This window comes from Enterococcus sp. DIV1224 (genome assembly GCF_050555455.1).
In the GTDB taxonomy this organism is placed as follows: Bacteria; Bacillota; Bacilli; order Lactobacillales; family Enterococcaceae; genus Enterococcus_B; species Enterococcus_B lactis.
In genome coordinates this window covers 1,420,541-1,434,526 of sequence record NZ_CP187859.1, presented here as the reverse complement: position 1 = coordinate 1,434,526, position 13,986 = coordinate 1,420,541, and the positions used below count along the sequence as shown (strand labels likewise).

14 protein-coding genes are annotated in these 13,986 nt (G+C 39.2%); 12 read left to right on the top strand and 2 right to left on the bottom strand.

Annotated features, from left to right (window positions below; genetic code table 11):
• Positions 1–92: 92 nt before the first annotated feature.
• The 5 genes from rnz to IGK53_RS06965 all read left to right on the top strand — a co-directional run bounded on the left by rnz (position 93) and on the right by IGK53_RS06965 (position 5,228).
• Entirely contained in the window at positions 93–1,034 is a 942-nt protein-coding gene (gene rnz / locus IGK53_RS06985) for a ribonuclease Z (protein ID WP_002313806.1), read from the top strand.
• Positions 1,031–1,819, top strand: a complete 789-nt coding sequence (locus IGK53_RS06980) for an SDR family NAD(P)-dependent oxidoreductase (RefSeq protein ID WP_002329154.1) — start codon at positions 1,031–1,033, stop codon at positions 1,817–1,819. Before rnz ends, IGK53_RS06980 begins: the two co-directional genes overlap by 4 nt.
• Positions 1,820–2,263 carry a LapA family protein gene (locus tag IGK53_RS06975; protein WP_002390566.1) on the top strand — a complete coding sequence of 148 codons (444 nt, stop codon included), beginning with the start codon at positions 1,820–1,822 and terminating at the stop codon, positions 2,261–2,263. It abuts the gene before it with no gap.
• A gap of 141 nt (positions 2,264–2,404) precedes the next feature.
• Entirely contained in the window at positions 2,405–4,702 is a 2,298-nt protein-coding gene (gene recJ, locus IGK53_RS06970) for a single-stranded-DNA-specific exonuclease RecJ (RefSeq protein WP_002329156.1), read from the top strand.
• A 13-nt stretch (positions 4,703–4,715) separates the two neighbouring features.
• On the top strand, positions 4,716–5,228 hold the full coding sequence (locus IGK53_RS06965) for an adenine phosphoribosyltransferase (RefSeq protein WP_002295813.1): 513 nt from the start codon (positions 4,716–4,718) through the stop codon (positions 5,226–5,228).
• 192 nt (positions 5,229–5,420) lie between these two features.
• Here the strand turns inward: IGK53_RS06965 and IGK53_RS06960 are convergent, their stop codons facing one another.
• Both IGK53_RS06960 and lexA read right to left on the bottom strand, forming a co-directional pair.
• The gene (locus tag IGK53_RS06960; RefSeq protein WP_002297436.1) at positions 5,421–5,639 is read right to left on the bottom strand and encodes a hypothetical protein; all 219 of its coding nucleotides are present in this window, start codon (positions 5,637–5,639) and stop codon (positions 5,421–5,423) included.
• Between the two features lie 178 nt (positions 5,640–5,817).
• Positions 5,818–6,441 (bottom strand): transcriptional repressor LexA, encoded by a 624-nt coding sequence (lexA, locus tag IGK53_RS06955; RefSeq protein ID WP_002309378.1) that lies wholly within the window; start codon positions 6,439–6,441, stop codon positions 5,818–5,820.
• 146 nt (positions 6,442–6,587) lie between these two features.
• Between lexA and IGK53_RS06950 the strand changes: the two genes are divergently transcribed.
• From IGK53_RS06950 to IGK53_RS06920, 7 genes are all read left to right on the top strand, one after another.
• Positions 6,588–6,839, top strand: coding sequence for a DUF896 family protein (locus IGK53_RS06950; RefSeq protein ID WP_002309377.1), 252 nt, complete (start codon positions 6,588–6,590; stop codon positions 6,837–6,839).
• 101 nt (positions 6,840–6,940) lie between these two features.
• Positions 6,941–8,938 (top strand): transketolase, encoded by a 1,998-nt coding sequence (gene tkt, locus IGK53_RS06945; protein WP_002329157.1) that lies wholly within the window; start codon positions 6,941–6,943, stop codon positions 8,936–8,938.
• Positions 8,939–9,184: 246 nt separating this feature from the next.
• The gene (locus IGK53_RS06940; protein WP_002329158.1) at positions 9,185–10,078 is read left to right on the top strand and encodes a glucosaminidase domain-containing protein; all 894 of its coding nucleotides are present in this window, start codon (positions 9,185–9,187) and stop codon (positions 10,076–10,078) included.
• 140 nt (positions 10,079–10,218) lie between these two features.
• Positions 10,219–11,145 (top strand): cysteine synthase A, encoded by a 927-nt coding sequence (gene cysK / locus IGK53_RS06935; RefSeq protein WP_002329159.1) that lies wholly within the window; start codon positions 10,219–10,221, stop codon positions 11,143–11,145.
• 238 nt (positions 11,146–11,383) lie between these two features.
• Complete coding sequence (locus IGK53_RS06930; RefSeq protein ID WP_002329160.1) at positions 11,384–11,830, top strand: Fur family transcriptional regulator; 447 nt, start codon at positions 11,384–11,386, stop codon at positions 11,828–11,830.
• 272 nt (positions 11,831–12,102) lie between these two features.
• A complete protein-coding gene (locus IGK53_RS06925) occupies positions 12,103–13,455 on the top strand; it encodes an NADH oxidase (protein ID WP_002309372.1) in 1,353 nt (450 codons plus the stop codon).
• A gap of 231 nt (positions 13,456–13,686) precedes the next feature.
• The gene (locus IGK53_RS06920; protein WP_002309371.1) at positions 13,687–13,974 is read left to right on the top strand and encodes a DUF5960 family protein; all 288 of its coding nucleotides are present in this window, start codon (positions 13,687–13,689) and stop codon (positions 13,972–13,974) included.
• Positions 13,975–13,986: the final 12 nt, after the last annotated feature.

Below are 13,986 nucleotides of genomic sequence, written 5' to 3'. Positions count from 1 at the left end.
GTTTTTATTTGAAGCCTTTCTCGACTTACGGTTGATTATCCTATCTTTTTCCCCTAAAATTAAAGAGGAACTTAAAGAAAGTCAGGTAGATTATGGAATTACAATTTTTAGGAACAGGCGCAGGTGTTCCTGCAAAACATAGAAATGTGACAAGTATAGCATTGAAACTTTTAGACGAACGTAATGAAGTTTGGTTATTCGACTGTGGTGAAGGCACGCAAATGCAGATTTTGCGAACGACTATCCGTCCGAGAAAAATCGGAAAAATTTTCATTACACATTTACACGGCGATCATATTTTTGGGCTTCCCGGACTCATCAGCAGCCGTTCATTTCAAGGTGGGGATACGCCATTAGAGATTTACGGGCCAAAAGGGATAGAGGAATACATAAAAGTCTCTTTAGGCATTTCGCAAACACGGTTAAGTTATCCGCTGAAATTCATCGAGTTAAATGAAACAGACCCGATTTTTACTGATCAGCAATTTTCTGTTTATGCAAAAAAACTAAATCATGGAATCGACAGTTTCGGTTATCGTGTGGTTGAACATGATCATAAAGGAGAATTGCAGGTGGATCGTCTGAAAGAATTAGGCATTCCGGCTGGACCACTGTACGGCAAGCTGAAGCAAGGGGAAACGATCCAACTAGAAGATGGTCGGACGATCAATGGAAAAGATTTCGTAGGCCCAAATAAAAAAGGGCGGATCGTGACTATTTTAGGCGACACGAGAAAAACACATAATTCTGTTGTGCTTGCGGAAAACAGTGATATTTTGGTACATGAAAGCACATTTAATAAAGATGAAGCAAGAATGGCGCATAACTATTTCCATTCTACGACTCATCAAGCTGCTGAAGTTGCAAAAGAAGCGCAGGCAAAACGGCTGTTGCTTACTCATATCAGTGCAAGATATTTAGGAAAAGCAGCTCTAGAGCTTGAAAAAGAAGCAAAAGAAGTGTTTGAAAACACGACGATCATGAAAGATTTTGATAGCATTGAGATACCATTTCGTGAGGAGGATGAGGCATGAATTTAGAAGATAAAGTTGTTTTAGTAACAGGTAGTTCAGGTGGTCTAGGCGCGCAAATCTGTTATGAAGCAGCAAAGCAAGGAGCAATCGTTATAAGTTGCGCACGAAGAATGGCATTTGTAGAAGGTGTCAGAGATGAGTGCAGACGCTTGAGCGGCAAAGAGGCTTATGCTTTCAAAGTAGACGTCAGCGATCCTTATAGTGTGGATGAACTATATGAAAAAGTAATGGAAGAAGTTGGACGTGTCGATATTCTGGTAAACAATGCTGGATTTGGTATTTTCGAGGACTTCCTTACATTCGATCTTGGAAAAGCGTACGATATGTTTGAAGTCAATATCTTAGGAATGATGGTTTTGACACAAAAATTTGCGATCGATATGGCAGAAAGAAGACAAGGACATATTATTAATATCGCCTCAATGGCTGGGAAAATGGCAACTGCAAAATCAACGGTTTATTCTGCCACGAAATTTGCAGTCCTTGGCTTTTCCAACGCCTTGCGATTAGAATTGAAACCACTTGGTGTAGCTGTTACGACAGTAAATCCTGGTCCAATCGAGACAGATTTCTTTGACAAGGCTGATCCAAGCGGAAGCTATTTGGAAAAAGTCGGGCAAATCGTTTTAGAACCTACTAAGTTGGCAAAAATGATCGTCCGCAATATGAGACATCCAAAACGAGAAATCAATCAACCGTTTATTTTAGAAGTTGCATCAAAATTTTATACGCTGTTTCCAACGATTGGTGATTATTTAGCCAGCGGAATTTTTAACAAAAAGTAGGTGGAGGAATTGAAAAAGCAAAGCAATGTGATTCTTGGATTTATCTTAGTTTTGATTATTGTTCTTTTTGCTGTATTGAACAATAAAAATGTCCCTGTAAGTTTTGGCTTCACTTCCTTTTCTGCACCGTTGATCTTAGTGATTATCGGTTCTGCGCTGATTGGTGCACTGATTGTATTCTTGACTGCTTCGGCAACACTATGGCAGCAAAAAAAGCAAATCAAGCAGCTGACTCAGGAAATATCAGAATACCAAACAGATCTGCAAAAGAAAATTGAAGAAGCAAAAGAAGAACAACAACGCGAGTTTAGAAACGAACGCGCAGAGTTAGAAGCTGCTTATCAGGCGGAATTACAAGCGAAAACAGCACAAATCAGTCAATTGAAAGCACCGGAAGAACAAAAAACGCAAGCGCCAAAACAAAGCTTCAATTATTTTGACTAATAGGGATATTTCATAAATGGTCGTATAAAAGATCGGGTCCTGCTGAACATCAGTCTAGCGGATCTGATCTATTTTTATTCTTTCTTTCTGCTTTTTTTTGCTGATTTCCTTTGCTATAATAACTAAGTTAGGAGTGAGAAAGTGAGACAAGCAAATTTTGATTGGAAGTTAAGCGAGACAGAGCCTTCTGAATCCTTTCTCCAAATGATTCGTGAACTGAAATTATCTCCATTTGTCGGTAAGTTACTGTGGCAAAGAGGTTACCATGAGGAAGAGGATATCAACCGATTTTTACATCCAAAAGAACAAGAACTACATGATCCGTATCTGATGCACGATATGGATAAAGCAATCAGTCGAATACAAGAAGCTGTAATCAGTGGAGAAAAAATCCTCGTTTACGGTGATTATGATGCAGACGGAATCACCAGTGCAACGGTAATGAAAGAAACACTGGAATTACTTGGCGCAGAAGTAGAAGTATTTTTGCCAAATCGATTTGTGCATGGGTATGGACCGAACCAATCGGTATACCAAGAAAAGATCCAAGAAGGCATCCAGCTGATCATCACTGTTGATAACGGGGTAGCAGGAAATGATGCGGTAGCATATGCTCAGCAAGCTGGTGTAGACGTGATCATTACAGACCATCACGAGCTACCTGAGAAATTACCAGACGCCTATGCGATTGTTCATCCTCGTCATCCAGCGGGGCAATATCCATTTCCAGATCTGGCAGGAGTCGGAGTAGCATTCAAAGTAGCTTCTGCATTGTTGGAAGAACCACCTGCAGAATTTTTGGATTTAGTAGCGATAGGAACGATCGCCGATTTAGTTTCATTGACTGATGAGAATCGAATCCTTGTTGCATTAGGCATCGATGCCATCCATCATTCAGAACGGATAGGACTTCAGGCGCTGTTTGAAGAAAGTGGCGTAAAAATGAGAGATGCAGACGAAACAACGATCGGCTTTTCGATTGCGCCCAGACTAAATGCTATTGGTCGGATGGGTGACCCGCGACCTGCCGTTTCATTGCTTGCAACGTTTGACGAAGAAGAGGCATCCATTCAAGCAAAAAAATTGAATGAAATCAATGAAGAAAGAAAAGCAATCGTAGAGCAGATAACAGAAGAAGCATTAGCAATGGTCAATAAGGAGAATCATATCCATCTATTGGTAAACCGAGGATGGCATGAAGGTGTTTTAGGTATTGTTGCAGGAAAAATAATGAACGAAACTGGTAAACCAACGCTTGTTCTTACTTTAAAAGAAGACGGATCAGCTAAAGGTTCTGGACGTAGTATTGAAGCCTTGAACCTTTTTGAAATGCTTGACCAGATGCGGGATTTATTTACTTATTTTGGAGGACATCATGCAGCAGTCGGGTTAACGATGCCAAGTGAAAATGTCACAATACTACAGGAGAAGATGAACCAATATATAGTCGATCGTCAAATCGATTTGACAAGAGGACCTGAATTAAGAATTGATGAAGTGCTACTTCCGAATGAAGTAACAGTAGAGCGTATTGATGAACTAAAATTATTAGCGCCATTTGGTACAGATAATCCTTTACCTCAATTTTTATTTCGGCAAGTCCAAGCAGCGAATGTCAAAAGAATCGGAGCAAACCAACAGCATCTGAAATTTGTCCTTTCCGATGAATCTAGTCAGCTTGATGCGGTCGCTTTTGGTTTTGGAACTCAAGAAGAAGAACTGCTGAATAATCTAGTAGATGTAGTAGGAAAGCTTTCGATCAATGAATGGAATGGACGTAAGAAACCGCAACTGATGGTATCTGACTTTGCAGTAGGTGGTCTGCAGGTATTTGATTGGCGGGCAAAACGTTTCCGTGAAGAGAGCCGAACATCTGAAGACAGTCTTTATTTAGCTTTTGATTCTTCTACGTTGAAATTCGTGCCGGAGCGCATCCAGGAAACGGCGATTGTTTTCGAAGGAATGGATTCTATACACGCAGTAATTGAAAAAAGAAAACCGAAATCTCTGGTTATTATGGATTGTCCAGAGGATTTAGCAAAGCTGAAAGAAGTCTTTGGGTCTTATTCATTCAATCGTGTTTATCTGATGGGGATTTCACCTGATGAGGCTTATTTGAATGGGGTAGGCACAAGAGAACAGTACGCAAAATTGTTTAAATTGATCCATTCTCAAGAACGAATAGATATACGTCATAAAATAAAAGCAGTAGCTCAATATTTGCGTATCCCTGAAAAATTATTAATTTTTATGATACAGGTGTTTTTTGAATTGAAATTTGTTACAATAGAGAACGGTGTTTTACAAAAAGTCGCCAGCCCAGAAAGTCATCCTTTGACTGAGAGCAAATTATACCAGCGGCGGCTAAATAAAATCAAAGTTGAGGAATTTTTGCTTTTGAGCGATATTCCTACCATAAAGAAATGGTTAACAACCTAGGAGGAAACAAAGAGTGGATTTAAAAGATTATATTGCCAGTATTCCCGACTATCCGTCAAAAGGAATTGTGTTCCGAGATATTTCCCCGCTGATGGCAGATGGTGACGCTTATCGGGAAGCTACGAAGCAAATCGTAAATTATGCAAAAGAAAAACGAATTGATATGGTAGTTGGACCAGAAGCACGTGGGTTCATCGTAGGATGTCCTGTTGCTTATGAGTTAGGAGTCGGTTTTGCACCAGTCCGCAAAAAAGGAAAATTACCTCGAGAAACCATCGAAGTGACTTATGGATTAGAATATGGAACAGATACATTGACATTGCATAAGGATGCCATTAAACCAGGTCAGCGTGTGCTGATTTGTGACGATTTGCTGGCTACCGGTGGAACGATCAAAGCGACAATCGAACTGATCGAACAATTAGGTGGTGTAGTCGTAGGCTGCGCATTTTTGATCGAATTGATGGATCTCCATGGACGCGACAAAATCAAAGGATACGACATTATTACATTAATGGAATATTAAGCAGAAAAAGCGATTTTAAAGCGACCCTCAAAAGTCAGATAGGCACTCTGACGCTTGAGGGTCGCTGTTTTTTTATAAATGGAACCAGTCAAAGTCCAGTAAAGGTTCGAAAAAAAGGATGTGACCGATTTTTGTCACACCCTCGTAAAAGTTTAACTTTTTGTCTTTTGAACAATTAGCAGTCAATCCTCATTATGATTGCCTGGATCTGTAGTAGGGTTCATGATAGAAATGATCTTCATGAATTCTGCGCCGCTCAGATTGACGGTACTTCTTTTCATCCCACAACATGAACCACAAAGTAAATAACGGAACAAACACAAGTAAAGCTGGACGTATGCCGAAATTACCAATAATAATACCTAAAAACAAAACAGTTAATACTAAGCCAAGACGTCTCATTGATTTCATGAATTCTCACCTCGTTAATTTATACGAACAATTGTTCGTATATTTAGTATACGAATATTTGTTCGGTTTGTAAAGAGGGAAGTGATAAAAATTTGAAAGAAGAAGAACTTGGGCGAAAAAAGAGTTTGAGACAATGGTCTCAAACTCGGTTTTAAACAATTTTCTTTTTTAGTACTAATTAATAGATATGACTACGATAGAGCCCTACTACTCGTCCTAATATAGATACTTGATCTAAAATGATTGGTTCGAGTAAGTCGTTTTCAGGTTGAAGACGGAAATAGTTTTTTTCTTTATAGAATCGTTTGCAAGTCGCTTCATCCTCTGCAGTCATTGCAATGACGATATCACCATTTTGTGCCGTTTCCTGCTTCCGAACGATCACGTTATCGCCATCCAAAATTCCAGCATTGATCATACTATCTCCACGAATCGTCAGCATAAAGAGACTGCCTTCTTCAGAAGAAAGATTAGGAGGGATCGGAAAGAAGTCCGAAGCATCCTCTACTGCTAAAATTGGTTCTCCAGCTGTTACTACGCCAAGTACTGGAATAGTTGTTGGACGAATCCCAATCTTTTCTAAACCTTGTTTTGTCAACTCGATTGCACGAGGTTTCGTCGGATCTCTTTGGATAAACCCTTTTTTTTCAAGCCGTGCAAGATGACCGTGAACAGTAGAAGTAGAAGAAAGCTGAACAGCTTCCCCGATTTCACGGACAGTTGGCGGGTATCCTTTTTGGGTTACTTGTTCATGGATATAACGTAAGACTTCAATTTGTCTTGATTCAGTTTGTCGGGCCACAAGGTACACCTTCTTTCACTTGATAAATAAATAGTACCATATAAAAAGCGCTAAATCAAACGAATGTTCGTATTTTATTTAGTTTATCTAGTTGTTTTTTTTTCAGTTTTTATATAATATGAAGGAGAGTAAAAGGAGGACTGAGCATGCTGTCACCTGAAAAAATAGAGCGGATCAATGAACTCGCACGTAAAAAGAAGGAAAATGGTCTCTCGAAAGCCGAAGAACAAGAACAAATCAACTTGCGCAAAGAGTATTTGGAAGCTTTTCGTTCCGGTATGCGTCATCATATCGAAGGAATGAAAATCGTCGATCCTGAGGGCAATGACGTGACCCCGGAAAAATTAAAAGAAATCCAAAAGAAAAAAGGCTTACACAACCGAAATGACAACTTTTAGTAAAAAATACTGAAAATGATTGCTTTTTCGTGTGACATCTTATAGAATGAGAGTGTAAGAAATAAAGGTAAAAAAAACCTAAATTAATAGGAGGGGTTATTTTGTTTGACAAAATTGACCAACTTGGCGTTAACACAATTCGTACATTAAGTATTGAAGCAGTCCAAAAAGCAAACTCAGGACATCCTGGATTGCCGATGGGCGCAGCACCTATGGCATATGCGTTATGGACAAAACACCTGAAAGTAAATCCAACGACATCCAAAAATTGGGCTGATCGCGACCGTTTCATTCTTTCAGCAGGACATGGGTCAGCAATGTTATATAGTTTACTTCATTTAGCTGGCTATCAAGTGACAATTGATGATTTGAAACAATTCCGTCAATGGGATTCTAAGACACCAGGACATCCTGAAGTCCATCATACAGATGGTGTAGAAGCTACTACAGGCCCATTAGGCCAAGGGATTGCAATGGCTGTTGGTATGGCGATGGCAGAAGCACACCTTGCAGCAACTTATAACAAAGAAAACTTCAACATAATGGATCATTATACGTATGCAATTTGTGGGGATGGAGACTTGATGGAAGGAGTCTCTCAAGAAGCAAGTTCGATGGCAGGTCATATGAAGTTAGGTAAATTAATCGTTTTATATGATTCAAACGATATTTCATTAGATGGTCCAACTTCAAAAGCGTTCACAGAAAATGTTGGTGCTCGTTATGAAGCATATGGCTGGCAACATATCTTAGTGAAAGACGGAAATGACTTAGAAGCAATCTCTAAAGCGATTGAACAAGCAAAAGCTGAAACAGATAAACCCACGTTGATCGAAGTAAAAACAGTCATCGGCTACGGTGCTCCTAAAGAAGGAACATCTGCTGTTCATGGTGCTCCTCTTGGCGAAGAGGGTATCAAGATGGCTAAAGAAGTTTACGGATGGGATTATCCAGACTTCACTGTTCCTGAAGAAGTAGCTGCCCGCTTCCATCAAACAATGATAGAAGAAGGACAAAAAGCTGAAGATGCATGGAATGAAATGTTTGCCAATTATAAAAAAGCTTATCCTGAATTGGCACAACAATTTGAAGATGCCTTTGATGGCAAACTGCCAGAAAACTGGGATGCAGAATTGCCAACTTATGAAGTAGGAAGCAGTCAAGCAAGCCGTGTTTCAAGTAAAGAAGTCATCCAAGAATTATCGAAAGCTATACCAAGTTTCTGGGGTGGTTCAGCAGATTTATCAGGTTCCAATAATACAATGGTAGCTGCTGATAAAGATTTTACTCCCGAACATTATGAAGGACGTAACATCTGGTTTGGCGTTCGCGAATTTGCGATGGCTTCGGCTATGAATGGTATCCAACTTCATGGCGGAACTCGTATCTATGGCGGAACATTCTTTGTCTTTGTCGATTACCTAAGACCAGCTGTTCGTTTAGCAGCGATTCAACATACGCCTGTTGTTTACGTTTTGACACATGACTCCGTTGCTGTCGGAGAAGACGGACCAACACACGAACCGATTGAACAATTAGCTTCTGTTCGTTGCATGCCTGGTGTCCAAGTGATTCGTCCAGCAGACGGAAATGAAACACGTGCTGCTTGGAAAGTGGCGATGGAGACTACTGATGCGCCTACTATCCTTGTATTGAGCCGCCAAAACCTTCCTGTATTGCCTTCTACAAAAGAAGTAGCAGATGAAATGGTCAAAAAAGGCGCGTACGTTCTTTCTCCAGCTAAAGGAGAAACACCAGAAGGTATTTTGATTGCAACTGGTTCTGAAGTTGATTTAGCTGTGAAAGCTCAAAAAGAATTGGCAGAAAACGGGAAAGATGTTTCTGTTGTCTCTATGCCAAGCTTCGACCTGTTTGAAAAACAATCTTCTGAATACAAAGAAAGCGTACTTCCTAAAGCAGTGAAGAAACGCGTGGCGATCGAAGCTGCTGCATCATTCGGATGGGAACGCTATGTGGGTACAGAAGGAACAACGATTACCATCGATCATTTCGGTGCATCTGCTCCTGGTGCTAAAATTTTAGAAGAGTTTGGATTTACAGTAGAAAATGTTGTGAATACGTACAATCAATTATCATAGACACCAATCATTGTTTGAATGATAAAGACAGCTGTCTGCAAGTTGGAGGCAGCTGTTTTTTATGTGGTGGTAAGAATAAATCAATGTTACTTTTCGTTTTCTGTTATATTACATTTAAATGACAAAACAAAGAATTCTTCGGATTAGTTTGTGTTTCTTGAGAATTAAAAGTATAATTTAATTAATTAAGTTTGTTTTAAGAAGAGAACTTTTTATTAAGTTTTTTTATTTTGAGGAGGAATTTGAATGCAAGAGCTGAAGACCCGCAGTGCCCGACACCATAGACCTAAAAGAAACATGGTGATCAATAAAAAAGCGATTGCTCCTTTAATTGGAACGAGTCTTTTAGTTGGGCCGATGATGGTTACAGCGGTACCGCAAAGTGTTCATGCAGATGAACAAGGATCTCAAACAGTCGCTGATCCTCAAGCGTTTATCGATCAAATCGGCTGGTCTGCATCAGAAGTTGCTGCAAGTAATGACTTGTATGCTTCAGTCATGATCGCTCAAGCGTTGTTGGAAAGTGCATATGGTACTTCCGGATTAGCTAGTGCGCCCAATTATAATTTGTTCGGTGTAAAAGGAAGCTATAACGGACAGGTCGTTTATATGGCAACCAAAGAATATGTAAACGGACAATGGGTAACGATGAATGAACCATTCCGAAAATATTCTTCTTATTGGGAATCCTTCCAAGACCATGCAAATGTTCTTCGTTCAACCAGTTTTTCAACAGGCGATTATCATTATGCTGGTGTATGGAAAAGCAATACAACAAGTTTTTATGATGCAACAGCGTACTTGACAGGTCGTTACGCTACCGATCCAGATTATGGAACCAAATTGAACTCATTGATTAATACTTATAATTTAACCCGTTTTGATACACCATCAACTGGTTCGGCGACCACAACAACTACAAGTACAACAACAACTACTACTACGACGACTTCAACGTCATCATCATCTTCGGCAACAGGTGCGGATACAAATAGTAGTCAAACATATACAGTTGTATCAGGAGATACGCTATGGGATATTGCACAAAAATTTGGCATGTCTGTTGATGATCTAATGGCGAAAAACGGCATGTCCATGTCCAGTTATTCTTTATTAGTCGGACAAGAACTAAACGTGTGATTTAGATAAAAAGGCAAAGAAACTACCATATCTGGTATATCTTTGTCTTTTTTTTGCTAGTCAAAGACGAATCACTCGCCAGAAATGAACAAATTGTATTATGATAAGTAGGGAAGAGCAAAGACAAGGAGGAATTGAAGATGACAGCTATCTATAACTCAGTCACCGAATTGATTGGTAAAACGCCAATCGTCAAATTAAATAAAATCGTACCAGAAGATTCAGCAGATGTATTTGTGAAACTTGAGTTTTTTAATCCAGGAGGAAGTGTAAAGGACCGGATTGCTCTAAGTATGATAGAAAAAGCGGAACATGATGGATTACTGAAACCAGGAGATACCATCATTGAACCTACCTCCGGAAATACAGGAATCGGATTGTCGATGGTAGGAGTCGCGAAAGGATATAAAGTCATTATCGTGATGCCTGAGACGATGAGTATCGAAAGACGTTTATTGATGAAAGGATACGGCGCAGAGTTGATTCTGACGCCTGGTGTGGATGGTATTTCTGGATCCATTAGAGAAGCAGAACGTTTGGCAAAAGAAAATGGCTACTTTTTACCATTACAATTTGAAAATGAAGCAAATCCTCTTGTACATGAAAAAACGACTGGTCCAGAGATTCATCAAGCCTTTGGAGTAAATGGATTGGACGCTTTTGTCGCAGGTATCGGGACAGGCGGGACAATCACTGGCGCTGGCCGAGAATTAAAACGTGTGTATCCAAAGATCGAATTAGTAGGGGTAGAACCGGCAGAATCTGCCATTTTAGAAGGAAAAGAAGCAGGTCCTCACAAAATCCAAGGGATCGGTACAGGCTTTGTTCCTAAAACATTGGATACCTCTGTATATAATAAAGTCCTTTCCGTGACTGGAGACGAAGCGATGGAAACAGCTAGAGAAGTCGGACGAAAAGAAGGAATTTTAGTTGGTATCTCATCTGGCGCTGCAATTGCTGCCGCATTAAAAGTCGCAAAAGAACTAGGGAAAGGCAAAAAGGTATTAGCAGTCGTTCCCGACAATGGTGAACGTTATTTATCTACAGCCCTTTACCAAGAAATGTAAGTAAACTTGTTTCTCTATAAATAGGTTTATGTGGAAGGCTTTTACAGATGAAAAGAAAACACAAAAATCTATGATAAGAAAAGAGTTAGTTGAATAGAGACGTAGAATGGTGAACATGACTGTTTTACGTCTGTTTTTCATTAAAATACAATAAAATTGAATTTTCTTTTCATGCTAAGTGGATTTTAAAATGTAAAAATAGTATGATAAGACGAGAATAACAACGTGGGGTGTTTACATGGAAAATAAGTTAGTCGAAGAGGTTATCGAAAAGTTAAAAAAAGAGAACATTCGAATCACACCTCAACGGTACGCGGTTTTAGAATATTTGATTGAACATCATTCCCATCCAACAGCTGATGAGATTTATAAAGCACTTGAACATCGTTTCCCAAACATGAGTGTTGCGACCGTTTACAACAATCTTCGTCTGTTTACTTCGATTGGATTTGTTCAAGAAATGAAGTACGGCGATGCTTCTAGCCGTTTTGATTTCAGCTCAAAGCGTCACTATCATGTGATTTGCGAAAACTGTGGTAAGATCGTTGATTTTCATTACCCAGGGTTAGAAGATATAGAAATGGCTGCGAGTAGGCTGACTGATTTTGAGATTAACGAACATCGGCTGGAATTGTATGGACTTTGTCCAGACTGTATAGAATCAGCAAAAAAGGCACAAATGTAAAAACAGTTTCTACAAGTGTTACACCTAAAAAAGCTGGCTGCGTAAAAAAACGCTAGCTTTTTTTTATTTTTTTGTCTTTTATTCACAAGGACAAATGTTAAAGTGAATATTATCACAATAAGAATCTTGCTAACAATGGATTTCTATGATTGTAAATGAGTAAAACTACAAATAAACCTTTGTGAATTCACAAGCATTAAACTGTTGTATCCGTTTTATTTCTGTTATAGTAATTTTGTCGAAGGACAAAATGTTAATCGGAGGGACCATAAATGAAAGTAGTAGTAATTGGCTGTACTCATGCAGGTACTGCAGCTGTAAAAAGTATTTTAAAAAATCATCCAGAAGCAGAAGTGACAGTATATGAAAGAAATGACAATATTTCTTTCTTATCTTGCGGTATCGCACTTTATGTCGGCGGAGTAGTAAAAGACCCAGCAGGCTTGTTCTACTCAAACCCTGAAGAATTATCTTCATTAGGAGCAACAGTTAAAATGGAACACGATGTAACAGACGTCGATACAGAAAACAAAACAGTGACGGCAAAAGATCTGAAAACAGGAGAAACAGAAACGGTTTCTTATGATAAATTAGTAATGACAACTGGTTCATGGCCTATCATCCCACCGATTAGTGGAATTGATGCAAAAAATGTACTCCTGTGCAAAAACTACAACCAAGCAAATGAAATCATTGCACAAGCGAAAGAAGCGAAACGTGTAGTAATCGTTGGTGGTGGGTATATCGGTATTGAATTAGTCGAAGCTTTTGTCGAATCTGGAAAACAAGTAACATTGATTGATGGGTTAGACCGCATCTTGAATAAATATCTAGATAAACCGTTCACAGATATCCTAGAAAAAGAATTGACAGACCGCGGTGTCACTCTTGCACTAGGTGAAAATGTCACTGAATTCATCACAGATGAAGAAGGAAAAGTGAAACAAGTAGCTACACCAACAGATACATTTGATACAGATATGGTCATTTTATGTGTGGGCTTCCGTCCAAATACAAAACTGATCGAAGGAAAAGTAGAGACACTGCCGAATGGGGCAATCAAAGTAAATGAATACATGCAAACAAGTGATCCAGACATTTTTGCCGCTGGAGATTCAGCAGTAGTCAACTACAATCCAAGTGGTACACAAAACTATATTCCTCTGGCAACAAATGCCGTGCGCCAAGGCTTGCTTGTAGGAAATAACTTGACAGAGCATAAAATGGCGTATCGTGGGACTCAAGGAACTTCAGGACTTTATCTATTTGGCTGGACGATTGGCTCGACAGGAGTAACTAAAGAAAGCGCAACATTGAACGATTTAGAAGTCCAAGCAACGGTATTTGAAGATAATTATCGTCCAGAGTTCATGCCGACTACCGAAAAAGTAATGATGGAGTTAGTTTATGAAAAAGGCACAAATCGTATCGTTGGTGCTCAGTTCATGTCTAAATACGACATTACGCAATCAGCAAATACTATGTCTTTAGCTGTTCAAAATAAAATGACTGTAGAAGATCTTGCTCTTTCAGACTTCTTCTTCCAACCACATTTTGACCGTCCTTGGAATTACTTGAACCTACTTGCACAAGCAGCGCTAGGCGAAATCGAAACAGCACAATAAAGAAAGACAGACGGGAGCGGTTATGAAAGAGCTGTTTAGTTTTGACTGATTACCGTTTATTTTGGAAAAAGGGTTGTGACGCATTTTTTGTCACGACCCTCTGTCTTTTTGTGAAAGTACAATTAGTTGTCTTTCTTCGCATTTTTTGTCACAATAAGCAACAAAGATAAAGCTGTTACATAAAAGAACAAGCAGTTTTACTTGAACTTGAAAAGAAAGGTGAGAAAGAAGATGAATAAAGAATATTTTGTCCAACAAGATGCATTTTTAGAAGATTATAAAAATGTTGCGAAAGAGTCGACGATCAATATAGATGAGTTGGCGGAGCAAGTGCTCTCTCAATTGAATGAAACACAAGAGGAATATTATACGATGCCAGCAGAAGATGCGAAAGATAATGCTTCTCATCGTTTTCCTTTCAGTCGGCGCATCTACTCAGATGAAAATGACGGCACATTGAATACGGAGTACACATATGAAGGACAGCCGTATGAACTAGAAACAGAAGATGATGTTTAAACACCGTTTATT

What these genes read in the sequence shown, in the direction of transcription:
- rnz (WP_002313806.1), top strand. Translation starts at nt 93, where the DNA reads ATGGAATTACAATTTTTAGGAACAGGCGCAGGTGTTCCTGCAAAACAT.
- IGK53_RS06980 (WP_002329154.1), top strand. Translation starts at nt 1,031, where the DNA reads ATGAATTTAGAAGATAAAGTTGTTTTAGTAACAGGTAGTTCAGGTGGT.
- IGK53_RS06960 (WP_002297436.1), bottom strand. Translation starts at nt 5,639, where the DNA reads ATGAAATCAATGAGACGTCTTGGCTTAGTATTAACTGTTTTGTTTTTA.
- IGK53_RS06950 (WP_002309377.1), top strand. Translation starts at nt 6,588, where the DNA reads ATGCTGTCACCTGAAAAAATAGAGCGGATCAATGAACTCGCACGTAAA.
- IGK53_RS06940 (WP_002329158.1), top strand. Translation starts at nt 9,185, where the DNA reads ATGCAAGAGCTGAAGACCCGCAGTGCCCGACACCATAGACCTAAAAGA.
- cysK (WP_002329159.1), top strand. Translation starts at nt 10,219, where the DNA reads ATGACAGCTATCTATAACTCAGTCACCGAATTGATTGGTAAAACGCCA.
- IGK53_RS06930 (WP_002329160.1), top strand. Translation starts at nt 11,384, where the DNA reads ATGGAAAATAAGTTAGTCGAAGAGGTTATCGAAAAGTTAAAAAAAGAG.
- IGK53_RS06925 (WP_002309372.1), top strand. Translation starts at nt 12,103, where the DNA reads ATGAAAGTAGTAGTAATTGGCTGTACTCATGCAGGTACTGCAGCTGTA.
- IGK53_RS06920 (WP_002309371.1), top strand. Translation starts at nt 13,687, where the DNA reads ATGAATAAAGAATATTTTGTCCAACAAGATGCATTTTTAGAAGATTAT.